This is a genomic window from Flavobacterium sp., from assembly GCF_046153165.1.
Lineage (GTDB): Bacteria > Bacteroidota > Bacteroidia > Flavobacteriales > Flavobacteriaceae > Flavobacterium.
The window spans coordinates 32,001-54,863 of the sequence record NZ_JBJXEN010000025.1; the positions used below are offsets into that span (position 1 = coordinate 32,001).

The following is a 22,863-nucleotide window of genomic DNA, read 5'->3' on the forward strand; positions in this document are numbered from 1 at the left end:
TAATAGTCGTTTAATTAAACCTTAATTTTATAAATTTATTTCTGTCGAAACTTTATATCTTTCTTCGTTGTTTTTTGTTCTTAAAATTATTTCTCCAAGAAAACCTGCAAGAAATAATTGAGTTCCAATAATCATAGTAGTTAATGCGATATAAAACCAAGGATTATCGGTTACTAAAATAGTATCTTCATGTAAATAAAGCAACTTTATAAGTTTCGAAATTCCAATATAACCAGCTGATAAAAATCCTATTAGAAACATAACTGTTCCCAAAGCACCAAAAAGATGCATAGGTCTTTTGCCAAATTTAGATAAGAACCAAATTGTTATTATATATAGAAAACCATTTAAAAAACGACTCATTCCAAATTTAGATTCTCCATATTTTCTAGCTTGGTGAATTACTACTTTTTCGCCTATTTTGCTAAAACCTGCGTTTTTCGCCAAAACAGGAATGTATCGGTGCATTTCGCCCGAAACTTCAATATTTTTTATAACAATATTTTTATATGCTTTCAATCCGCAATTAAAGTCATTGAGTTGCACACCCGAAGTTTTTCTAGCTGCGGCATTAAATAATTTTGACGGCAAATTTTTAGTGACTGCGTTGTCGTAACGTTTCTTTTTCCATCCTGAAACCAAGTCATAATTGTCATTTACAATCATATTGTATAATCCAGGAATTTCGTCAGGACTGTCTTGCAAATCGGCATCCATAGTGATAATAACGTCACCTTGCGCTTTTGCAAAACCGGCGTGTAAAGCCTGTGATTTTCCGTAGTTTCTTAAAAAATGAATTCCTTTTATATTAGAATTTAAATTAGATAACTGGCTTATAGTATTCCAAGAATCATCGGTGCTACCATCATCTATGAAAATAACTTCATAAGAGAAGTTATTTTCAGACATGACTTTTTCAATCCATGAGGTTAGTTCTGGTAACGATTCTTGTTCGTTCAGTAAAGGAATTATGATAGATATATTCACTATTGTGGGAATGATGATTTAGTTTTAAAAAATGCAGCAAGTATTAGACCAAATATTGCACTAACTATAATACTAAAGATTGAACCTTGTAATAATTTTGAAATTGAAAACTGGTCATTTTCTTCTAAAGATTTAATGGTTTCATTAATTGCCGATGCTGGAGTATTGAATTTTTGTAGCATTTCAACAGTATATTTCATAGTCAACTCCTTTATAGTAGCTTTTGCTGACGGGTCAATAAAATTGAATAAAACGATGTTGAAAACAACAGAAATTAGTATTGCAATTACTGCCGAAATAAAATATGTTGTAAAAGCTTCTTTAAAAGTTAATACACCTTTTAATTCTTTTCTAGTTTTTGACAACAAAATAACACCAATAATTATATACATAGCAATAGTTGAAAAACCAAGCCATAAAGAAGTAAATAATTTTAAATCAATAATGTATATTAATGTAGTGATAAGTATAGAAAGTATACCAGTTATTATTCCGTAGGTGATTCCGTTTTTTTTGACTATTTCATTCATGATTAGTTTCTTTTAAATTAATTTACAAATATAAGAATTATACAATACATACAATTAGTTACTTCAAATGAAAAAAAGTTACACAATCATTTGATTTTTAAAAAATAGTTGTACATTTGCACTCTGAAATAAATAAAATTATCAACAAAAAGTTGTGTTCCGTTTATACCTTTTTTTAATAAAAAGCAGCAAAATAAAACACAGCCATCAATAAAAAGATTACCATGAAAAAAGGAATTCACCCAGAAAATTACAGATTAGTTGCATTTAAAGACATGTCTAATGAAGATGTTTTTATCTCAAAATCTACAGTAGAAACTAAAGAAACAATTACACACGAAGGTGTTGAATATCCAGTATTTAAAATGGAGATCTCTAGAACTTCTCACCCATTTTACACAGGTAAATCTAAACTTATTGATACTGCAGGACGTATTGATAAATTTAAAACTAAATACGCTAAACACGTTAAATAATAACTTGTTTGTCACTATACAAAAAAAACCTTCCAATTTGGAAGGTTTTTTTATTGCTTTATTTTAAAAATAAAGACGGAGCTGAGTTTTTATTAAAGCCTTTGAGTTAGTCGATAGTCTTTTTAAAATAGTAAACACAAATTAAGGGAATAGATATTTCGTGTATTTATAAAAAAAGGTGTCAAATAAAAACACTAAAGAATTTACATAAAATTGATTTATGGGATTTGAGATTACTAGGTAGTTTTGAGTTTTAAAAAGTATTAACAAAAAAGGCAGAATACATTTCATGAAATGTATTCTGCCTTTTTTGTTAAACAAATAGGTTTTATACTAATTTGGATTTAGTTTTTAATAATTCTATTTATTCCTATTCCTTCTTCAGAAATAATTTTAAATATATATGTGCCATTGCTTAAATTACTAATGTCAATTTTATTTGAATTATTGTTTAGTTTACTAGTACTAACTAATCTTCCAACAGAATCTATTATTTCTAAATTAGCAAAATTTAAAAAATTATAGTCTATTGTAACAATGTTTTTTACAGGATTAGGGTAGATGTTAATTTTCGAATTAATAGAAAAAGTAGTATTTGCCAATACTCCATAACTAGCTTTAACGGCTAATTTTTTTACAGTACCACTACAAGGATCACCAAAAACAGTGTTTGTAGCAGCGATAGTAAATGAATTATTCCCTAATGCTAAGGCTTCAACTTTAGATTTACTAGTGTTAGAATGACAACCTGAAATAGCTAAATCATTTGTAGCACAAGAACCAGTTGGTGTGCCATAACTTGCAAAATCTATTGAAGTAATTACTTGTCCTGCAGGAGCAGTCAGAGTTAAACTTTGATTTTCATTTACAATTCCACAAATTGTTTGCGAATTAGTACTGATAGAAATAATAAAAGAAAGGATGATGAAATAATAATTTTTTTTCATAGTTTAAATTTTTTTAAAATGGGTGCAAAAGTAGTTTTTCTTAACATAAGAAAACGATTTTTTTATGTTAAGAAAATATTAATACTTATAATGAAACCGAATTTTAGTAATTCTATAAACTGTTTCACTATATTGCTCTAAAAACTCAAACTTATTCCTACCAGGTTCTTCTAAATTAATAATATTTTTAGCAGAAATTTCGAAGTACATTTTGTCACCTTCAAACATAAATCGTTCCCCATTATTCCTATAAGCAGAACGAATGAGTATGAATTCAGATAGATTCCATGTGGTTAAATCGGCATTAATTTTTTGATTTTCTAGCTCTATGATGTTACTATCTGATATGCAATATAAACCTTCTGTAATTTCAGTTTTGCAACCATAGTATTTTTCGATGTTTTCGAAAAAGTGGATTATTTTTAGATTTGTTTCCTCTGAAGTCATGCTATAAAGATATATTTTTTTGTAAAAAAAAAGCCATTTCAGAAATAGAGATGGCTTTTAATATTATTTATAATCTAATTCCTGGAGGAAGTAAATCTTTGTAAATAGGGTTTTTCTTAAAGAATAATACAATTTTAGGTAAAATAGGTACGACTTTTAATTTTCGTTCTATGGCAATTGCCATGATATTTTTTAAAAAATCGGAAATAAAATCTTCGTCAGTAAAATTTTCAGGAACATTTAAACGTGTTAAGAATATTTTCTTTTCTTGAAAAGAATATTCAACAGAAATAAGTTCTCCATTTACTAAAGTTTCAAATTGTCTAGAAAATGTATTGTCTTTAATTTCCATGTTAGTTTGTGTTTCCATAATTTTAATTTATTTGGGACTTGAATTAGTAATATGGTCGATTTTTTTAGTCACATTAATATTAAAATTTGCAATTAGTTATTGCATCTTTTTTTGATAAAATTTGATTGTCGACTTCAATTTTTCCATCAATCAAAAAAAGCTAAACACAATTATTTTTTTAATGTTTGAAGAATATAAAAACACTTTATATTTCCCAAACATTCTTAAAATTTAAAGAAGTTTGTTTGTAAACTAAAAATAAATTTTAGTTGTTCCTATGATAGGAAAAACATATCCTACAAAGATATTCATTTGATGGTCAATATCAAATAATTTTCCTCATATATTGGCTTGTACATCATTCTTTTCTTAAAACATCTAAAGCCGAAGTTTTTTTATAGGTGTTCACTGCTTGAAGTTCGTCTAAACTTATCATTATTAATTTTATATATTCCTCTCATTTTTCAATCCTACCTTCAATAGAAATAAATTGTTAGTAAAAGTAATAATCCTTTTACTAACAATTTAAAATTAGATTTATTTAGGAAGTGTTTTATCATAAATTAATTGTAAAATAACTTGTGTTTTGTATAATTGTGATTGTAAATATTTATTTTTATAGAAATTTCGGTAAAGCTTACCTATATTATATTTTTATTTAGATAAAATAACTTATGTCAAAAATTAACGTTTATTTTATGCCTGGTTTGGCTGCTAGTTCTACTATTTTTGAAAAAATAAAATTGCCTGAAGAAATTTTCGAAATTCATCTACTTGATTGGATAATGCCCGAAAAGGCGGAAACGTTGAAGAATTACGCTGAGCGTATGTCTAAATTTGTAAAACATAATAAAGCAGTTCTAATAGGAGTTTCTTTTGGGGGTATTTTAGTTCAGGAAATGGCTCAATTTTTAGAGTTAAGAAAAATAATTATTATTTCGAGTGTAAAATCTAATAAAGAATTACCAAGCCGAATGAAAATTGCCAGAACTACTAAGGCATATAAATTAATTCCAACAAGTTTACTTTCAAATGTTGATGCACTTGCAAAATATGCTTTTGGAACAATGATTAAAGAAAGATTAAAGATGTATAAAAAATATCTCACCATGAGCGATAAAGTTTATTTAGATTGGGCTATCGAACAAGTTGTATGTTGGGAAAGAACAATTGTAGACAATAACGTAATTCACATTCATGGAGATAACGATAGTGTTTTTCCTGTTCAGAATATTAAAGATTTTATCAATGTGAAAGCGGGAACTCATATTATGATTGTAAACAGATACAAATGGTTTAACGAGAATTTACCTGAAATAATCCTGAAATAAAAATTATATTGATAATTTCACTTCATACACACAAAACATGAAAATTATAAAAAAGATAGTAATTGTTTTTGCAATTATTTTAGCAAGTGGATTCCTAATCTTTGCAACAACATATAATAGAAACTTAAGTATTGGAATAAATAATAATTTTCCTAGCGAAATAGATTTTGCATCTGAGAAAACACCGTTGCAAATTTATGACGTCCGAGAGAGAATGGATAGGGAATTGCTGATAAATGAGAATTTGCATTCTTCTACAATACTAATATTAAAAAGAGCCAACAAGGTTTTTCCAATTATTGAGCCTATTTTGGCGAAATATAATGTTCCAGACGATTTTAAATATTTAGCTGTGATAGAAAGCTCTCTTGTTAATGCAGTTTCTCCTGCCGGAGCTCGTGGTGTTTGGCAATTTATGCCTGAAACAGCTCGTGAAAAAGGTATAGAGGTTTCTGAAACTGTAGATGAACGTTATCATCTCGAAAAATCGACCGAAGCTGCTTGTAAATATTTACTTTCGGCTAAAGAAAAATTAGGATCTTGGACACTTGCTGCAGCATCATACAACGGAGGAATGTCTGGAATATCAAGTCAAATGGAGTTTCAGCAAGTTAATAATTATTACGATTTATTATTAAATGATGAAACTTCGAGATATGTTTTTAGGATTTTAGCATTAAAAGAAATTATGAAAAATCCGATACTATATGGTTTTGATATTCAAAAAGATAAATTATATCAAAAAATACTAACCCGTAAAATAGAAGTAGACACTACAATCAATAATCTGGCTTTGTTTGCAAAGAGCCAAGGGATTAATTATAAAACTTTGAAATACCATAATCCATGGCTTAGAGACAAGAAATTAGATAATCCAAAAAACAAAAAATACGAAATAGAAATTCCTACTGAAGGATACTAAATCTAGATAGATGAAAAGTATGATAACAACAATAATATCATTAATTATAATTGGTTTATTAGCAGGGATTCTCAGCGGATTAGTTGGAATAGGAGGGGGAATTATAATGGTGCCTCTATTGGTTTTATTTTTAGGATTTAATCAGTTTCAAGCGCAAGGAACAAGTTTAGCAGTATTGCTGGCTCCAGTTACTGCTATAGCGGTTTTTAATTATTATAAAGAAGGATATATAAATTGGAAATATGCAATTGTAATTGCAATATTTTTCTTTGTGGGTAGTTTTTTTGGAAGTAAGTTAGCATTAAGTTTAGATCAAAAAATGCTAAAAAAAATATTTAGTATAGTACTTCTATTTATTGCAGGAAAAATGCTATTAGAAAAATAATTTAATTTGTTGTCAATTGTTCTTTCGTGATGTTTTTATCTATCAATAAACTCCCTAAACCTTCTCTAAAAGCATTGTAGTTCATTGTGTAGGCTTTTACGTATGTGCTTTTTTTATCAGGTTGAGCACCACCACGTTTTATATTTACAACTTTCAGATTCTGATCTAAAAAGTAAGAAGTTGGGAATCCTAAAGTATGCTTCAAATTAGCGACAATATTGGCGTCATTTTTGTATGATTCGTTAGCATAGCAAACTGTTATATTATGACTAAATTTTCTAGCTATTTTTTTAACACTATGTTTTTTATCCCAAAAAAGCATTACAAACTGAACGTCTTTAGCATATTTTTGAGCTAATTTATTCAGAGCAGGAATTTCTCCTTTACTGGGAATACACCAAGAGGCATAGGTTAAAATGAATAAAGGTTTTTTAAATGAGCTTAATTTTATTTTCTTTTTGTCAAAACCTTTGAGTGTGTAATCTTCAAAAGTGGTTCCTATTAAGTGATTTGAAACTAAAGAATCAAATAAAATTTGACCTTTTTCGGAGTCTTTATTTTCAAAAGCTAGATTGCTCTCAAGGTTATATTTTTTTATGTTGGCTTTTACAACATAATTAAAGCTGTTTTTATTTTCTTGGCAATTTGCTGTAAAGTTTAAAATAAAACTTAGCATTGTTATATATAGAATTTTCATACTTCAATTTTTGGACTATAAAGGTATAAAGTTATATTGCTGATAATCAATATAATCGATAAAACGTATAAAAACTCGATTAGTAGCCTAAAAAGTATAAAAAAACCACGCTAAGTAGCGTGGTTTATGATATTTTTAACAAATGTTAAATCTTTTTCATCTGATCTTTCATCATCTTTATTTGATCCTTTAACATATTTTGTTTGTCTAATTTTTTAACTTCAGTTAATAAATTTGTAGCTTCAATTTTGCGTCTTCTGCTCAAAGCAATTCCTGCTAAATTTAATTTTGCAAGTGCTAAATCTTGATCCATATTCAAACCTAAACTAATAGCTTTCTTAAAATATTTTTCCGCTTGAATTAAATTTGTTTGCGAAAGCATTAATCCGTGCAAATAATTAAAATAACCTTGTTGTTTTTGTACCAAAGCCGTTTCTGGGTTTTTTATCTTGTCTAACCAATTTTTTGCACCTTCAAAGTCTTGCTTTCTTAATTTTAAAAACGCCAAAAGGATAAATTCGTTTTTAAAATATAAGAAAATAGGAATAGCAGATAATAAAATAAGGAAAATTCCATTTCCAATATTCCCTTCTGTAAATTGCCAAATTCCAGTAAATATAATCAGAGCAGCTATTACAAGCTTAATATTTCTATGAAACATAATTGTATTTTTATAATGAATTGCAAATATAGTAAAACAATTAAATATTTTTTATAAAACCACTTGCAAGAAAAAAAAATCATTGTATATTTGCACTCGGTTTGAAAGAAACCTACAACAAGATATTTATACAAGAATTTAAAGATACACAAAATGAGCAAAAGAACGTTCCAACCATCGAAAAGAAAAAGAAGAAACAAACACGGATTCATGGACAGAATGGCTTCTGCAAACGGACGTAAAGTTTTGGCTCGTCGTAGAGCAAAAGGAAGACATAAATTGACTGTTTCTTGTGAACCAAGACACAAAAAATAATGATTTAACAATCAATATAAAGCCGTTACTTTTATTAGTAGCGGCTTTTTTTTAAACCTGTTCATAAATATTCATAAATTTTTGAAGCTATTTCCCGCTATTCACTTCAATCTTTTTATTTTTAAAGAAAAAATAAAAAGGATTTACGTTACAAACGAAGTTCACTGAACTCCGATGAAAATAAAAATCAAGTGAAGTAATCGGGGCTAAAAACACACAACTAACTACAACTACACAATGCCAAAAGACAATTCAATAAAATCGGTTTTAATTATAGGATCAGGACCAATCGTAATAGGACAAGCTTGCGAATTCGATTACGCAGGATCACAATCAGCACGTTCTATTCGTGAAGAAGGAATCGAAGTAATCCTTATTAATTCCAATCCAGCAACCATCATGACCGATCCAACCATGGCGGATCATGTTTATTTGTTGCCATTGACGACCAAATCTATTATTCAAATTCTAAAAGAACATCCACAAATTGATGCAGTTTTGCCAACAATGGGAGGACAAACAGCCTTAAACCTTTGTTTGGAAGCCGATGAAAAAGGAATTTGGAACGATTTTAATGTAAAACTAATTGGTGTCGATGTAAATGCTATCGAAATTACCGAAGACCGAGAAAAATTTAAAAACCTATTAAATAAAATAGGGATTCCCCAAGCGCCAGCCAAAACAGCTACTTCTTTTTTGAAAGGAAAGGAAATTGCACAGGAGTTTGGTTTCCCGTTAGTAATTCGTCCCTCATTTACATTAGGAGGAACAGGAGCTGCGATTGTTTATAAAAAAGAAGATTTTGACGAAAAATTAACCTACGGATTAGAAATGTCACCTATTCACGAAGTGCTTATAGATAAAGCATTAATGGGTTGGAAAGAATACGAATTAGAATTACTTCGTGACAAAAACGACAATGTTGTCATCATTTGTACTATCGAAAATATGGATCCTATGGGAATTCATACTGGAGATTCAATCACAGTTGCACCAGCAATGACTTTATCGGACACAACGTTTCAAAAAATGCGGGATATGGCTATTTTGATGATGAGAAGTATAGGTAATTTTGCAGGAGGTTGTAATGTGCAATTTGCTGTTTCGCCCGACGAAAAAGAGGATATTGTAGCCATCGAAATAAACCCTCGTGTTTCACGTTCGTCAGCATTAGCATCAAAAGCGACGGGTTATCCGATTGCAAAAATTGCTTCAAAACTGGCTTTGGGATATCATTTAGATGAATTGCAAAATCAAATTACAAAATCGACTTCAGCCTTATTTGAACCCACTTTAGATTATGTTATTGTAAAAATTCCACGTTGGAATTTCGATAAATTCGAAGGAGCCGACAGAACTTTAGGATTGCAAATGAAATCTGTAGGTGAGGTTATGGGAATTGGACGTTCGTTTCAGGAAGCACTGCATAAAGCAACACAATCGCTTGAAATTAAACGTAATGGATTAGGAGCAGACGGAAAAGGATACAAAAACTACGAACAAATTATCGATAAACTAACTCATGCCAGTTGGGATCGTGTTTTTGTGATTTATGATGCGATTGCGATGGGAATTCCGTTGTCACGCATTCATGAAATCACAAAAATAGACATGTGGTTTTTGAAACAATACGAAGAATTATACAGTTTAGAAAAAGAAATTTCTAAATACAAAATAGATACTTTACCTAGAGATTTATTGCTGGAATCTAAACAAAAAGGTTTTGCTGACAGACAAATTGCACACATGATGGGTTGTTTGGAAAGTCAAGTGTACAAATTGCGTGAAGAGCAAAATATTAACAGAGTTTATAAGTTAGTGGATACTTGTGCTGCCGAATTTAAAGCATTAACACCTTATTATTACTCCACTTTTGAAGCTGAAATTGAAACTGCTTCGGGCGAAAAATATGTTCATAACGAAAGTATTGTCACTAAAAAAAAGAAAGTAGTAGTCTTAGGTTCTGGACCCAATAGAATTGGACAAGGAATCGAGTTTGACTATTCTTGTGTACATGGTGTTTTAGCTGCTAAAGAATGTGGTTATGAAACCATTATGATAAACTGTAATCCAGAAACGGTTTCTACCGATTTTGATACAGCCGATAAATTATACTTCGAACCTGTTTTTTGGGAACATATTTACGATATTATTCGTCATGAAAAACCAGAAGGAGTTATTGTACAATTAGGAGGACAAACAGCATTGAAGCTAGCTGAAAAATTATCCAAATACGGAATTAAAATTCTAGGAACTTCGTTCGATGCTTTAGATTTAGCCGAAGATAGAGGCCGTTTTTCAGAATTATTAACTGAGCTTCAAATTCCGTTTCCACAATTCGGAATTGCAGAAAATGCAGATGAAGCAAGTGCCTTAGCAGATATTTTAGATTTTCCTTTACTTGTTCGTCCTTCTTATGTATTAGGTGGACAAGGAATGAAAATTGTCATCAACAAACAAGAACTCGAAGAGCATGTAATCGATTTATTAAAAAATATTCCAGGTAATAAATTGCTTTTAGACCATTATCTTGACGGAGCAATAGAAGCTGAAGCTGATGCCATTTGTGATGGAGAAAATGTGTATATCATAGGAATTATGGAGCATATCGAACCTTGCGGAATTCACTCAGGAGATTCTAATGCGACTTTGCCACCATTTAATTTGGGTGAATTTGTCATGCAACAAATAAAAGATCATACGAAGAAAATTGCTTTAGCGCTTAGAACCGTCGGATTAATTAACATTCAATTTGCGATAAAAGATGATACAGTTTACATTATCGAGGCCAATCCAAGGGCATCTAGAACAGTCCCATTTATTGCAAAAGCGTACGGTGAACCTTATGTGAATTATGCCACCAAAGTCATGTTGGGCGAAAATAAAGTAACAGATTTCACTTTCAATCCACAACTGAAAGGATATGCGATTAAGCAGCCTGTTTTCTCTTTTAGTAAATTTCAAAATGTGAACAAAGCACTTGGTCCCGAAATGAAAAGTACAGGTGAAAGTATTTTGTTTATTGATGATTTAAAAGACGACCAGTTTTATGAATTGTATAGTAGAAGGAAAATGTATTTGAGTAAATAAATTAAAAATATTCTTATTCACGGTTAAAAAAAGCTTCCTTTTACTAATAAAAAGGGAAGCTTTTTATATTTTATAGTATTTTTTCAATTCATTTTTATCACCTTGGCCAGAAACAGGTGAGAAGGCTTACTTGCAATTAATAGACGCATCATTAGATAATAATTTACCTTTAAGATGGAAAGTGTCTAGTGAAATCTTATTTAAATCAAAAAACAATAAAAATCATTCGACTTCTTCGACTTCTTCAGAGATTTCAGATTTTAAAATTCTTTTTAAGAACAATAAACCTATTATTCCTGATGCAAATGAAGCAATAATTATAAATAATTTAGAATTGTTTATAATTGTATCATCATCAAAAGCAAGTAATGTTATAAAAATTGACATTGTAAAGCCTATACCGCCTAGTATTCCAGCCCCAAGTATGTGTTTCCATGATAAATCAAACGGTAATTTTGCTAGTTTAAGTTTTACAAAAATATATGAAATTAAAATTATTCCTATTGGTTTTCCTAATGTTAATCCTAATGCGATCCCTACCTCATAGGGTTCAAATAAATTATTGTTGCTGTTTAAATTAATGATAATTGCAGTATTGGCAAGAGCGAAAATAGGTAAAATTATAAAAGATACTGGTTTGTGAAGCCAATGTTGTAATTTGTAAGAGACTGAGGTTTCTTTTCCTTTCTGAAACGGAATTACAAATGCTAGTAAAACACCCGTAATTGTAGCGTGAACACCAGAATTCATCATAAAATACCACATAAAAATACCTCCAATTAAGTAAATCCAAAGATTGTAAATTTTTATTCTGTTAAATAAAAATAACAAACCCCAAACTGCCATAGCTAATAATAAATAATTTAGTTGTATTGATTGTGAGTAGAATAAAGCGATAATAATAATTGCTCCTAAGTCATCTATAACAGCAAGTGCAGTTAGAAAAACTTTAAGAGAAGTAGGAACCTTATTCCCTAATAAAGATAAAATTCCTATTGCAAAAGCAATATCAGTCGCCATAGGAATTCCTATTCCGTCTTTAAAATTAGTATTGTGATTAAAAATATAATAAATAATAGCAGGAAATAACATACCGCCTATCGCTGCTGCTATAGGAAGCATTGCATTTTTTATTTTAGATAATTCTCCTATGTATAATTCTCTCTCAAGCTCTAAACCTATCATCAAGAAAAAAATAGTCATTAATCCATCATTAATAATATGTTCTATGGGGTAATTTGCAATTGTGCCATGCCATATTTTTAAGTAACTTTCTTGGAAATAGGAATTTGCTAAAAGCATAGAAAGTATAGTGCAAATTAACAATACAATTCCTCCAGTTTTTTCGCTTTCAAAAAAGGATTTAAAAAGTTTTGTAGACTTCATTTGAAAATGTTAAATTAAATTTCTATAAATTTACAACAATATCATTATTGTATATGAAAGTATTTAAAAAAGCGAGAAAAAATCTTAAAATAGATAACCAAACAGGTTTTGGTACTAATGCAGCAAATTATGGTGGACGATTTTTAGATAAAGATGGTTCTGCAAATATTGAAAAAAGAGGTTTGCCATTTTTTGACCAAATTAGTTGGTTTCACACACTTTTGCGTTTGCCAGCATGGAAATTTCAAATCATGATTTTTTCAGTTTTTATTTTGGTTAACTTTATTTTTGCTTCTATATATTATTTTATTGGTATCGAACATCTAAATGGTATTGTCGCTAGTTCTGAAATCGAAAAATTTGCTCAGGCTTATTTTTTTAGTGCACAAACATTTACAACAGTTGGATATGGTCATATAAGCCCACAAGGATTTTTAACAAGTGCAATTGCTGCTACTGAAGCGCTAATTGGGCTTTTAGGATTTGCACTTGCTACAGGTTTATTATATGGAAGGTTTAGTAAACCTAAAGCACATTTAAAATTTTCTGAGAATGCTATAATTGCTCCTTTTCAAGGCGGAAAAGCATTAATGATCCGTGTTGCATCATATAAAAACACAAATTTAACCGATGCCGAAGCAAAACTAACATTAGCAATGAGAGTTGAGGAAAATGGTGTGACTGTAAATCGATTTTTTCCTTTAGATTTAGAATATAGTACAATAAATGCATTAACATTAAGCTGGACATTAGTTCATTACATCACAGAAGAAAGTCCTTTATACGAATTTTCTAAAGAAGATTTTGTAAACGAAAAAGGAGAAGTTTTAGTGTTTCTGAAAGCTTTCGACGAAATGTTTAGTAATACAGTGGCTATTAGAACCTCATATATTTTTAAAGAAATTGTATATGGTGCGAAATTTTCACAAATGTTCGAACATAGTAATGACAAAACAAAAACGGTTATTCACATAGATAAATTAAATCTATTTGAGCAAATTGAGATCTAATTTTAAAGTAATTTGTAATCTAAATTAACTTGTACTTTTTTGGATACTTTACTACTAATAAGAAAAGGTAAATCGATATTAAAATCATCGGTATTTAAAGTAAAAGTTGAAACTATATTAGTAATATTTTCATTTTTAGAAATCTTTGCGATAACCGAAATGTTTTTAGATTTACCATGTAATTCAATTGTGCCATTTATAGTAAATTCTTGTTTCTGAGCGGTTAATTTCGATATATCGAAATTTTCAATTTTTCCTTTAAAAATAGCTTTTGGATATTTGTCACTCTCAATATAGTTTTCATTAAAATGTTCCTGCATTAAAGATGATTTAAATTTAAAACTCTTTATCATAGCCACACTAGCAATATCTCCCGTTTTTGTGTTTAATACGCAAGCGGAAAGTTTATTAGTTGCTTTTACTTCTTCAAACGAAGGCACTGAAGCTTCAAAAGCGATTTGACCAGTTTTTGTTAAAATTTTATCTTGAGCAATTGCAAAATGACTCATTAAGATAAGGACGAATGTGGAAAGTATTTTTTTCATACGCAGATAATATTTTTTTCTTATTGGAATATGGTATATTTATGAGGGAATATTTATCTACGTTCGTGATTTAAGAACCATAAATATTTCATTAGTTTACAAAGCCATCAGTTTGCCATTTTATAATTTTGTCTATAGTTGCTTGTGGTAGTCTTGTTCCTCCATTTGGCATCATTCCAACCGCTCCTTGAGCTCTAGAAATTCTATCTATTAAACCTCTATTAAGTATTGCATTTTTTACATCATCATATGTAGTAAGTTGCATTGGAGCACCATTAACAGGTGGAGAAGTATGACAACTTAAACAATTACTGCTTATTATTGATGCAATATCGGCACTATATTTTATCGTTACTGAGTTGTTTGCTGGCGTTGTAATGTCTGATGTGCTATCATTAGTGCAAGACAATAATGTTGTTAATAAGGCTATTATGAATAAAAGTTTTATACGCATTTTAATCAAAAATTAAGTTAAATAATTTGGTGTTTAATGTTAAAATTAATATAAAAATAAACAAATTTTAAAATGAATATTGTTAAATTTGTTATAAATTATTTTATAAAATGAAATTTTCTTTAAGAATTACTTTGTTATACGTCATTTTATTTGCCTTTTCGGCAAGTGCATTCTCGCAAAGTGATGTTTTTAATGTGGCACGTTCGGGAACTGTAGAAGATTTAAAAACATTGTTAAATAAAACCCCAGAAGTAATAAATGCTAAAAATGAAAATGGCTTTACTCCCTTAATACTAGCTTGTTATAAAGGAAATTTTCCAGTGGCAAAATTTTTAATAGAAAACAGTAAAACTATTAATATATCAAGTGATATGGGAACACCGCTTATGGCAGCCACTTACAAAGGGCAAACAGAGCTCGTAAAATTATTATTGGAGAACAAAGCAAATCCTAATATTGCCGATGGTAATGGTACAACACCGCTTATATATGCTGCGATGTTTGGTAATACAGACATTTTAAATTTATTGTTAAAATATAAAGCTGATAAGACACACAAAGATAAAGATGGTAAAACCGCTTTTGAGTTTGCGGTATTCTCTGGAAATCAAGAAATTATAAATCAACTTAAAAACTAAAAACATGAAAAAATTTACTTTTTTATTATTATTTGTTAACATGTGTCTTTTTGCTCAAAAAAAATCTACAGGTGTTGTTACTCTAGGAACAGACATGACGGCAGAATTAACTTTAGACAATGGAACCTCGCTGGCAACAGTAACTTTGTCCGGACCAAATGATAGATGGTTTGCTTTACAGTTTGGTTCTTTTACTGGCGGAATGGAATCAGGATCTGATTTGGTTTATTGGAATGGAGCTTTATTAGTTGATGCCAGACATAATGGTATTGGACTAACTCCAACTAATGATGTTACTAATAATTGGACATTAGTTTCTAATACAAATAATACGCCATCTGCTGGTTTAAGAACGATAGTTTATTCAAGACCTTTTAGTACAGGTGATGCTAATGACTTTACATTCAATTATGCTAATACCAATATAGATTTAGCATTGGCAAAACACCAATCTGCTTCTTTTTCTTTAACTTATCATGGAGGCGGAAATAGAATAGTAATGTTAGATACATCACTTACTGTTTTAGGGTTAGAAGATTTTTCTCTAAATGCGACTCAGATTTATCCAAATCCTTCAAATGGAGATTTTATGATAAAAACTAAAACAGGATTAGATAAAATAAATGTGTATTCGCAAGTTGGCGCTTTTGTAAAAACAATTAAGGTAAACAATTTAGATGCTGCCGAAATTAATCTTAAAGGTTTGTCATCAGGTGTTTATCTACTAGAATTGTTAAATGCGAATGATAAATCTTGGAAAAAAATTATTGTAAATTAAGAAACACGTTTATGAAACACCTACTTTTATTAATACTACTTAGTTTTTCACAAATAATTTTTGCGCAAGATGATTTACTTTCACAAATAGATTCGACCGAAACGAATCAGAAAGTAACATCAGCTTTTAAGGCAATGAAAATTGTAAATCTAGAATCTACTAAATTACTTGGGAAAAAGGAATTATATCTCGTTATTGCGCATCGTTTTGCTTCTGTAAAGGAAGGTGTAGAAGGTTTTTTTGGTTTAGATAATGCCGTTACACAAATTAAGTTTGTTTATGGTATTTCAGACAAAGTTTCCTTATCTGCAGGAAGAAGTGAACAAGCGTATGATTTTTCGGCAAAATATTTATTGAAATCTCAGATTGAAGATGGTTTCCCATTTACAATTGTTGGATTTAATAGTTTAGGATTTAATAATTTGCTTAAGCAGTCTATTTATCCCAAAATGGAATTTAAAGACAGAATAGTTTATGTAAATCAGTTATTAGTTTCAAGAAAATTTTCCGATAAGTTATCGTTAGAATTAGCTCCGACTTATTTTCATGAAAATTTTGTTATAAATGATTTTCAGAACAATAGTCAGTTTGCATTAGGTGTTGGAGGACGATACAAATTATCAAAGCGTGTTTCGTTAAATATAGATTATGCCGCACATCTAAATAGAACATCGATTTCTGTATATAACAATCCGCTTTCAGTTGGTGTTGACGTTGAAACAGGAGGGCATGTTTTTCAAATGCATTTTACTAATTCGCAAGGAATACATGAAGCTGGATTTTTAGGAAACACAACTGGAGATTGGGGTAAAGGAGATGTTTTCTTTGGGTTTAATTTAGCACGAGTTTTTTAAGTAATAACAACCTGAACATTATATTTATTAAGGTTTGATATTGCTTGATCAGATTTAAAGTCGAAAATTTCCTCGTGATCTTGCTTCTCTTTTCTAACCGCAATCATTTTTATACAATTATAAAAACGACGAACTTCATCATAATTTGATAATATTAGTCCTGGAACTAATACATTTTTTCCATCACTATCTTTAGAAACCATCGTAAAATAACTAGAATTGCAGTGTTTGATAACACCAGTTCTAATATTTTCTGCTTCTACACGAATACCAATAATCATAGAACTTTTCCCCACATAATTTACACTAGCTTTCATAGTCACTAGCTCACCAACTTCTATAGGATTCAGAAAATCAACAGTATCTACCGATGCCGTTACACAATAATTCCCTGAGAATTTTGATGCACAAGCAAAAGCAATTTGATCTAGTAAAGATAAGATATAACCACCATGTATTTTTCCACTAAAATTGGTGTGAGAAGGCAACATCAACTCAGAAATAGTAACTTTTGATGATTTTACGGTCTTAAAAATAGTATTCATTTATTTCAATTTGAATGGTGATACATCTTTTTTTACACCAGTAATAAAATATTTTGTATCTCCCCACCAAGGAAACGTTTTGTAACGCTCTACATAAGTCACTTTTACATATTGTCCCTCCATATCTTTAAGATCTGAAATTACTTTCTCTTCGCTGTCCATTATTGAAAAAGAAAAAATTTGAGCTCCAGAAATTCCTTGGCTAATTTCTCCTTCCCAAGTTTTGAAAATCATTCCTTTGTGGCTAAATTTTATTAGCTCACCAGAACGAACACCTTCACTATAAGTTGCGTAGTATAAAAAAGTAAAATAACTAGTAATTCCTAGAATGATAGTTGTAATTAATATTAGAATAATTTTTCGTAACATAATATTTAGTTTAAAAGATTGTTTTCGTTTGTTTCAGCTCTATTTATAATACTTTCGGGCAAAGATTTTTTTGCTTTTGCCCCCATTTTTTTTAGTTTTTCGACACTTGTAATTAGGTTTCCTTTTCCTTCTACAAGTTTGTTCATTGCGCCAGAATATTCTATTTTACTTTCGTCAATTTTCTTTCCAATTTTTATTAAATCAGTTACAAAACCTTCAAATTTATCATATAAAGCACCTGCTTGACGTGCAATTTCTAATGCGTTTTCTTGTTGTTTTTGGTTTGCCCACATACTATCAATAGTACGCAATGTTGCTAATAATGTAGATGGTGTAACAATCACAATATTTTTCTCGAAAGCTTTATTATACAAAGTAGTGTCTTCGTTTAGTGCCAATGCAAAAGCAGGCTCCATAGGAATAAATAAAAGTACAAAATCAGGGCTTTCTATCTGATATAAATCATGGTAATTTTTGTCGCCTAATTGTTCTACATGACGTTTTATAGCCAGTACATGATCTTTTAAATGTTGTGTTTTTAAATCGTCATTATCTTCATTTATATACCGTTCGTAAGCAGTTAAAGTCACTTTAGAATCGACAATCATTTTCTTGCCATCTGGTAAATTAATCACCACATCGGGAAAAACACGATTACCTTCGGCGTTTGTAAAACTTTGTTGGACTTCATATTCACGACCCTTTTCTAATCCTGATTTTTCTAGCACACGTTCTAAAACAAGTTCACCCCAATTACCTTGCATTTTGCTATCACCTTTTAATGCTTTAGTAAGGTTCAAAGTTTCTTTACTCATTTGAGCATTCATTTCACTTAATCCTAGTATTTGCTGACGTAAAGCGGCATGATAATCGATACTTTCTTTGTGTGTATCTTCTACTTTTTTCTCAAAATGAAGAATTTTGTCTTGTAATGGTGAAAGAATATTTTTCATATTCTCTTTATTTTGTTCGGTAAATTTGTTTGTCTTTTCTTCTAGAATTTTATTAGCAAGATTTTCAAATTCTTTGGTAAATTTTTCTTGTAATTGCTCGACTTCTTGTTTTTGATCCTTGTTTTTTTCTAAAAGAGAATCGAAATCGGCTTCTTTTTTGGCGAGTTGAATATTTGCAACCTCTTTTTCCGTACGAATTTGTTCTTTTTCGGTATTAATTTGAAGTAAATTCTTCTCAAAAGATATCTTCTCAATTTGAGATTGTTCTTTTAATGCATTTAATTTCTCTTCTAAAATATTTTTTTCTGATTGAGATTTTCCTGAAAAAATTAATTTACCAATGAAAATACCAATGGCAAGTGCAATTATAAATGAAATTAGAACTAAAACGGTTTCTGACATGGAATGAATTTTGAAATGTAAAAATAGGGAATAAAATCAATTATTTATTTTGAAAAATGATAAAATGAAAATGTATTTTTGCAAAATGACAATTCACCAACATTTCATTATTCACAAAGCGTACGGATATCTATCTCAGTTTAAATACGAATTAAAACGCAAGAAAAAATTGCTAGGAGAATTGCATGATTTTCCAGAAGGAATTATGGCTGTTGGGCGATTAGATGAAGATTCGGAAGGATTACTGTTATTAACAACAGATGGGAAAATGAGTGAAATAGTGCGTAGTAAAAAAGTCGAAAAAGAATATTATGTTCAAGTTGACGGTATTATTACGGAGGAAGCAATTCAAAAAATGCAAAACGGAGTCGAAATAGGTTTTGAGGGTATAAAGTATATGACCAAACCTTGCAAAGCTTTTATTGTTAATGAGGTTCCTAACTTTGGTGAGAGAGGCAAGAAAATTCGTGATGAGCGTCATGGTCCAACTTCTTGGGCTTCAATTGTGGTAACCGAAGGAAAATTTCGACAAGTACGAAAAATGACTGCAGCTGTTGGTTTTCCTACGTTACGATTGGTAAGAATTCGTATAGGAAATGTCCATTTAAATAATTTACAAGCTGGAGAAGTTTTAGAAATAAGCGATTTTTCAAAAATCAATGACAATATCAAAAATCAATAAGAAATGTTGAATATAGTTTTAGTAGAACCAGAAATTCCTAATAATACAGGTAATATAGGTCGTTTGTGTGTAGGAACAGGAAATCGTTTGCATCTTATTCATCCGTTTGGATTTGAAATTAATGATAAAAATTTGAAGCGTTCTGGTTTAGATTATTGGGTACATTTAGATTGGAATCAATATCAAAATACACAAGAATGGATAGACCAAATTCCAGATAAATCGAGAGTTTTCCTAATGTCATCTCATGCCGAAAAATCGTATTATGAGGCAGATTTTCAAGAAGGAGATTGGTTGGTTTTTGGTAAGGAAAGTGTAGGACTAAGCAAAGAAATTTTAAACGTATTCGAAAATCATTTGACTATCCCTATGTCTGATAAGATTAGGAGTTATAATATTGCTAATTCAGTTGCATTTGTAGTAGGCGAGGCGAGAAGGCAAATTAATTTTAAATAATTATTTTCCAAAAATCTCATCAAAAAAATCTAACATCGCACGCCAAGAACGTTTGTCCGCTTTTTCGTTATAAGCTACTCCAGTACTTTTGTTATTTCCAGCGTCTTTATGGGTAAAAGCATGCACAGCATCAGCATAATAAACCATTTGCCAATCTGCTTTTGCAGTGCGCATTTCGTCTTGGAAAGTTTTAATTTCCGCATCCGATTCGAAAAAATCATCGGCACCATGAAGCACTAAAACTTTAGGATTAATAGCTTCAATTACTCTTGAGGCATCTCTGCCTAAACCACCATGAAAAGACACTACACCATTAACTTTAAAATTAGCTCTAGCAGCTTCTAATGCTCCAGTACCACCAAAACAGTATCCAATAATGGCAATTTTATCAGGATTTGCACCAGCTTTTATCAATTGATCTAATGCTAATTGAATTCTTTTGTGATATTCTAAATAATTAGTTTTAAAATAACCAGCTAGTTGACCAGCTTCTTTTGTGTTTGTCGGTCTTTTGTCAATACCATAAATGTCAGCAACAAAGGTAACGTATCCTAGTTTTGCTAATTCGGTAGCATTGGTTTTTGCATTGGTTTCAATTCCCATCCAAGCAGGTAAAACTAAAACTCCAGCTTTATTTTTTAAGATTTTCTTGGGTTGCGCTAAAATTCCTTCTAATTTTTGATTTCCATCTAAATAAGATACAGGTTTTAATTGTGCTTGAGAAGAGATAGCTGCCACGAGGAATAAAGTAAGAAATATTTTTTTCATCTTAAAAAAATTTAATTTTATGTAAAATTACGAATATTTTACATTCAACAGATGTGAAATAAATGCTAATTATTTAAAAATAAATTTTCCACTTTGGTCATCAAAAATAATATTTTCGTCTTTAAATAAGGTATTAAAAGTGCCGTTGGAAATTAAGTTGCAAGGCTCATTTTGAACTATTTTTTCTGTTGTCATTACCACTATTTCATCACTCAATTGAATAGCCAAATCGATGTCATGAGTCGAAAAAAGGATGCATTTTCCTGTTTCGTTTGTGAGTTTTTTTAGTAATTTAAAAAGTGAAACTTTATGTAATAAATCTAAATGTGTGGTTGGTTCATCAAGAATGATAAGAGGAGTGTCTTGTGCTAAAGCTCTTGCAACCAATACTTTTTGTAATTGACCATCGCTAATTTCGAAGTGTTTCTTATCTGATAAATGTTCAATTTCTGTTAGTTGGATTGCTTTGGAGATATTTTCTAAATCTTCAGGAGATAATTTTCCAATCCAATTCGTGTAGGGTAGTCTGCCTAGGGCTACTAATTCAAAAACAGTCAAATTGCTTTGGGGTAATTTTTCCGTAAGCACCATACTTAAATTTTGTGCTAGTTCTAAAGGAGAATATGCTTGAATATTTTTCTCATTCAGATATACATCACCATTAATTGGTTTTTGAATTCCTGTTAATGTTCGTAAAAGTGTCGATTTTCCTATACCATTGGCACCAATTAATGTAATTAGTTTCCCCTCTTGAAAATTTAAATTAAGATTTTCGGCAATAGATATAGTTTCTTTTTTAGATTTATATCCAATGCTTAAATTTGAAGTATGTAGTATATTTTTTACGTTTTCCATTAATTAAAACCTCGTTTGCGGACTAATAACCAAATTACTACTGGCGCTCCTATAATTGATGTAATAGCATTTATTGGAAGTGTGATATTTAATCCTGGAAGCTGAGAAATCATATCACAAAACAACATCGTAATAGCACCAAATAATAATGTCCCCCAAAATAAAATCCAATGATTACTGGTTTTAAAAATTATTTTTGAAATATGAGGAACGGCTAAGCCAACAAAAGCAATTGGTCCCACAAATCCTGTAATACTACCAGCTAAAATACTAGTTGCAAATAATATCATCAGTTTTGTTTTGTTATAATTGATTCCTAAGCTTTTTGCGTAATTTTCCCCTAAAAGTAAGGAGTCTAATGCCTTGATGTTAAATAGACTTAAAAATAAACCGATTAAAACAGAAATGGTTAATATTAAAATTTGTATCCACGATAAATTACCTAAGTTACCCATAGACCAAAAGGTAAATTTCTGCAATTGTTCGGCAGTAGAAAAATAGGTTAAAACGCTCACTATTGCCCCAGTAAAGCTACTAAACATTAAACCTACAATTAAAATTGCCATGGTATCTCGTAGTCGTTGAGAAACAAATAAAACAGCCAGTAAAACAATAAAACTTCCGCAACAAGAAGCTAAGATAATTCCGTAAGGGGATAAAAAATATTCAGACAAAGCATTCGGTAAAAAGACGGCTCCCATAATGATAAAAGCAACGCCCAAACTCGATCCAGAACTTAATCCTAAAACGTAAGGTCCAGCTAATGGATTTCTAAATAAAGTCTGCATTAATAAACCACTAATAGACAATCCGAAACCAACTAAAATTGCAGTGATTGCTTTGGGTAAACGATAATTAAAAATGATATATTCCCAAGTGTCTTTACTAGCTTGTGATCCTACTAAACTCCTAAAAACTTCTTTAAAGGGAATAGCAACTTGACCTAAACTAATATTTAATATAAATAAAAATATCAATGAGATTGTCGATACAACAAAGAGAAATGTATGTTTTTTAATAATTTT

At 30.1% G+C, this 22,863-nt stretch carries 28 protein-coding genes; 12 read left to right on the top strand and 16 right to left on the bottom strand.

Annotated features, from left to right (window positions below; genetic code table 11):
- Nucleotides 1-27 precede the first annotated feature (27 nt).
- Both ACKVOV_RS03685 and ACKVOV_RS03690 read right to left on the bottom strand, forming a co-directional pair.
- On the bottom strand, nucleotides 28-987 hold the full coding sequence (locus tag ACKVOV_RS03685; RefSeq protein WP_409205421.1) for a glycosyltransferase family 2 protein: 960 nt from the start codon (nucleotides 985-987) through the stop codon (nucleotides 28-30).
- Nucleotides 987-1,517: a DUF4199 domain-containing protein gene (locus ACKVOV_RS03690; RefSeq protein ID WP_409205422.1), complete on the bottom strand. Its 531-nt coding sequence runs from the start codon at nucleotides 1,515-1,517 to the stop codon at nucleotides 987-989. Before ACKVOV_RS03690 ends, ACKVOV_RS03685 begins: the two co-directional genes overlap by 1 nt.
- A 224-nt stretch (nucleotides 1,518-1,741) precedes the next feature.
- On the opposite strand from ACKVOV_RS03690, the gene ACKVOV_RS03695 reads away from it, so the two are divergent.
- Nucleotides 1,742-1,993, top strand: coding sequence for a type B 50S ribosomal protein L31 (locus ACKVOV_RS03695; RefSeq protein ID WP_395047272.1), 252 nt, complete (start codon nucleotides 1,742-1,744; stop codon nucleotides 1,991-1,993).
- 344 nt (nucleotides 1,994-2,337) lie between these two features.
- Here the strand turns inward: ACKVOV_RS03695 and ACKVOV_RS03700 are convergent, their stop codons facing one another.
- The 3 genes from ACKVOV_RS03700 to ACKVOV_RS03710 all read right to left on the bottom strand — a co-directional run bounded on the left by ACKVOV_RS03700 (nucleotide 2,338) and on the right by ACKVOV_RS03710 (nucleotide 3,739).
- Nucleotides 2,338-2,940: a T9SS type A sorting domain-containing protein gene (locus ACKVOV_RS03700; protein WP_409205423.1), complete on the bottom strand. Its 603-nt coding sequence runs from the start codon at nucleotides 2,938-2,940 to the stop codon at nucleotides 2,338-2,340.
- Between the two features lie 78 nt (nucleotides 2,941-3,018).
- Nucleotides 3,019-3,387 (bottom strand): hypothetical protein, encoded by a 369-nt coding sequence (locus ACKVOV_RS03705; protein WP_409205424.1) that lies wholly within the window; start codon nucleotides 3,385-3,387, stop codon nucleotides 3,019-3,021.
- A gap of 67 nt (nucleotides 3,388-3,454) precedes the next feature.
- A complete protein-coding gene (locus tag ACKVOV_RS03710) occupies nucleotides 3,455-3,739 on the bottom strand; it encodes a GNAT family N-acetyltransferase (RefSeq protein WP_409205450.1) in 285 nt (94 codons plus the stop codon).
- 674 nt (nucleotides 3,740-4,413) lie between these two features.
- Between ACKVOV_RS03710 and ACKVOV_RS03715 the strand changes: the two genes are divergently transcribed.
- Genes ACKVOV_RS03715 through ACKVOV_RS03725 form a run of 3 tightly spaced genes read left to right on the top strand, consistent with a single transcriptional unit; the run spans nucleotide 4,414 to nucleotide 6,377 of the window.
- Nucleotides 4,414-5,070: an alpha/beta hydrolase gene (locus ACKVOV_RS03715; RefSeq protein ID WP_409205425.1), complete on the top strand. Its 657-nt coding sequence runs from the start codon at nucleotides 4,414-4,416 to the stop codon at nucleotides 5,068-5,070.
- A gap of 37 nt (nucleotides 5,071-5,107) precedes the next feature.
- On the top strand, nucleotides 5,108-5,992 hold the full coding sequence (locus ACKVOV_RS03720) for a lytic transglycosylase domain-containing protein (protein ID WP_409205426.1): 885 nt from the start codon (nucleotides 5,108-5,110) through the stop codon (nucleotides 5,990-5,992).
- 10 nt (nucleotides 5,993-6,002) lie between these two features.
- Complete coding sequence (locus ACKVOV_RS03725) at nucleotides 6,003-6,377, top strand: TSUP family transporter (RefSeq protein WP_409205427.1); 375 nt, start codon at nucleotides 6,003-6,005, stop codon at nucleotides 6,375-6,377.
- Between the two features lies 1 nt (nucleotide 6,378).
- On the opposite strand, the gene ACKVOV_RS03730 is transcribed toward ACKVOV_RS03725, so the two are convergent.
- Nucleotides 6,379-7,074, bottom strand: a complete 696-nt coding sequence (locus tag ACKVOV_RS03730; protein WP_409205428.1) for a TlpA family protein disulfide reductase — start codon at nucleotides 7,072-7,074, stop codon at nucleotides 6,379-6,381.
- Between the two features lie 145 nt (nucleotides 7,075-7,219).
- Complete coding sequence (locus ACKVOV_RS03735; protein WP_409205429.1) at nucleotides 7,220-7,735, bottom strand: DUF2892 domain-containing protein; 516 nt, start codon at nucleotides 7,733-7,735, stop codon at nucleotides 7,220-7,222.
- A gap of 153 nt (nucleotides 7,736-7,888) precedes the next feature.
- Here ACKVOV_RS03735 and rpmH point away from each other — a divergent pair, with 153 nt between their 5' ends.
- Together rpmH and carB are read left to right on the top strand one after the other, a co-directional pair.
- A complete protein-coding gene (gene rpmH, locus ACKVOV_RS03740) occupies nucleotides 7,889-8,050 on the top strand; it encodes a 50S ribosomal protein L34 (protein WP_007136275.1) in 162 nt (53 codons plus the stop codon).
- A gap of 237 nt (nucleotides 8,051-8,287) precedes the next feature.
- Nucleotides 8,288-11,140, top strand: coding sequence for a carbamoyl-phosphate synthase large subunit (gene carB / locus ACKVOV_RS03745; RefSeq protein ID WP_409205430.1), 2,853 nt, complete (start codon nucleotides 8,288-8,290; stop codon nucleotides 11,138-11,140).
- Nucleotides 11,141-11,362: 222 nt separating this feature from the next.
- Here the strand turns inward: carB and nhaA are convergent, their stop codons facing one another.
- Nucleotides 11,363-12,526, bottom strand: coding sequence for a Na+/H+ antiporter NhaA (gene nhaA / locus ACKVOV_RS03750; RefSeq protein WP_409205431.1), 1,164 nt, complete (start codon nucleotides 12,524-12,526; stop codon nucleotides 11,363-11,365).
- A 53-nt stretch (nucleotides 12,527-12,579) separates the two neighbouring features.
- Here nhaA and ACKVOV_RS03755 point away from each other — a divergent pair, with 53 nt between their 5' ends.
- A complete protein-coding gene (locus ACKVOV_RS03755; RefSeq protein WP_409205432.1) occupies nucleotides 12,580-13,536 on the top strand; it encodes an ion channel in 957 nt (318 codons plus the stop codon).
- A gap of 2 nt (nucleotides 13,537-13,538) precedes the next feature.
- On the opposite strand, the gene ACKVOV_RS03760 is transcribed toward ACKVOV_RS03755, so the two are convergent.
- Both ACKVOV_RS03760 and ACKVOV_RS03765 read right to left on the bottom strand, forming a co-directional pair.
- Nucleotides 13,539-14,081 carry a YceI family protein gene (locus ACKVOV_RS03760; protein WP_409205433.1) on the bottom strand — a complete coding sequence of 181 codons (543 nt, stop codon included), beginning with the start codon at nucleotides 14,079-14,081 and terminating at the stop codon, nucleotides 13,539-13,541.
- Nucleotides 14,082-14,172: 91 nt separating this feature from the next.
- Nucleotides 14,173-14,535 (bottom strand): c-type cytochrome, encoded by a 363-nt coding sequence (locus tag ACKVOV_RS03765; protein WP_409205434.1) that lies wholly within the window; start codon nucleotides 14,533-14,535, stop codon nucleotides 14,173-14,175.
- A gap of 110 nt (nucleotides 14,536-14,645) precedes the next feature.
- On the opposite strand from ACKVOV_RS03765, the gene ACKVOV_RS03770 reads away from it, so the two are divergent.
- The 3 genes from ACKVOV_RS03770 to ACKVOV_RS03780 are packed head-to-tail and all read left to right on the top strand — an operon-like array spanning nucleotide 14,646 to nucleotide 16,808.
- Nucleotides 14,646-15,176, top strand: coding sequence for an ankyrin repeat domain-containing protein (locus tag ACKVOV_RS03770; RefSeq protein WP_409205435.1), 531 nt, complete (start codon nucleotides 14,646-14,648; stop codon nucleotides 15,174-15,176).
- A 4-nt stretch (nucleotides 15,177-15,180) separates the two neighbouring features.
- Nucleotides 15,181-15,954 (top strand): T9SS type A sorting domain-containing protein, encoded by a 774-nt coding sequence (locus ACKVOV_RS03775; RefSeq protein WP_409205436.1) that lies wholly within the window; start codon nucleotides 15,181-15,183, stop codon nucleotides 15,952-15,954.
- 11 nt (nucleotides 15,955-15,965) lie between these two features.
- Nucleotides 15,966-16,808 (top strand): DUF5777 family beta-barrel protein, encoded by an 843-nt coding sequence (locus ACKVOV_RS03780; protein WP_409205437.1) that lies wholly within the window; start codon nucleotides 15,966-15,968, stop codon nucleotides 16,806-16,808.
- Here the strand turns inward: ACKVOV_RS03780 and ACKVOV_RS03785 are convergent.
- The 3 genes from ACKVOV_RS03785 to rmuC are packed head-to-tail and all read right to left on the bottom strand — an operon-like array spanning nucleotide 16,805 to nucleotide 19,077.
- A complete protein-coding gene (locus tag ACKVOV_RS03785) occupies nucleotides 16,805-17,353 on the bottom strand; it encodes an acyl-CoA thioesterase (protein WP_409205438.1) in 549 nt (182 codons plus the stop codon). The two genes, ACKVOV_RS03780 and ACKVOV_RS03785, sit on opposite strands and share 4 nt — an antisense overlap.
- Nucleotides 17,354-17,722: a 6-phosphogluconate dehydrogenase gene (locus ACKVOV_RS03790; protein ID WP_409205439.1), complete on the bottom strand. Its 369-nt coding sequence runs from the start codon at nucleotides 17,720-17,722 to the stop codon at nucleotides 17,354-17,356.
- Between the two features lie 5 nt (nucleotides 17,723-17,727).
- Nucleotides 17,728-19,077, bottom strand: a complete 1,350-nt coding sequence (gene rmuC, locus ACKVOV_RS03795; RefSeq protein ID WP_409205440.1) for a DNA recombination protein RmuC — start codon at nucleotides 19,075-19,077, stop codon at nucleotides 17,728-17,730.
- A gap of 91 nt (nucleotides 19,078-19,168) precedes the next feature.
- On the opposite strand from rmuC, the gene ACKVOV_RS03800 reads away from it, so the two are divergent.
- Together ACKVOV_RS03800 and ACKVOV_RS03805 are read left to right on the top strand one after the other, a co-directional pair.
- On the top strand, nucleotides 19,169-19,759 hold the full coding sequence (locus ACKVOV_RS03800; RefSeq protein WP_409205451.1) for a pseudouridine synthase: 591 nt from the start codon (nucleotides 19,169-19,171) through the stop codon (nucleotides 19,757-19,759).
- A 3-nt stretch (nucleotides 19,760-19,762) separates the two neighbouring features.
- The gene (locus ACKVOV_RS03805; protein WP_409205441.1) at nucleotides 19,763-20,215 is read left to right on the top strand and encodes a tRNA (cytidine(34)-2'-O)-methyltransferase; all 453 of its coding nucleotides are present in this window, start codon (nucleotides 19,763-19,765) and stop codon (nucleotides 20,213-20,215) included.
- Here the strand turns inward: ACKVOV_RS03805 and ACKVOV_RS03810 are convergent, their stop codons facing one another.
- From ACKVOV_RS03810 to ACKVOV_RS03820, 3 genes are all read right to left on the bottom strand, one after another.
- Nucleotides 20,216-20,983 (bottom strand): dienelactone hydrolase family protein, encoded by a 768-nt coding sequence (locus ACKVOV_RS03810; RefSeq protein ID WP_409205442.1) that lies wholly within the window; start codon nucleotides 20,981-20,983, stop codon nucleotides 20,216-20,218.
- 69 nt (nucleotides 20,984-21,052) lie between these two features.
- On the bottom strand, nucleotides 21,053-21,838 hold the full coding sequence (locus ACKVOV_RS03815; RefSeq protein ID WP_409205443.1) for an ABC transporter ATP-binding protein: 786 nt from the start codon (nucleotides 21,836-21,838) through the stop codon (nucleotides 21,053-21,055).
- Complete coding sequence (locus ACKVOV_RS03820; RefSeq protein WP_409205452.1) at nucleotides 21,838-22,860, bottom strand: iron chelate uptake ABC transporter family permease subunit; 1,023 nt, start codon at nucleotides 22,858-22,860, stop codon at nucleotides 21,838-21,840. The genes ACKVOV_RS03815 and ACKVOV_RS03820 overlap by 1 nt, the downstream gene beginning before the upstream one ends.
- Between the last annotated feature and the right edge of the window lie 3 nt (nucleotides 22,861-22,863).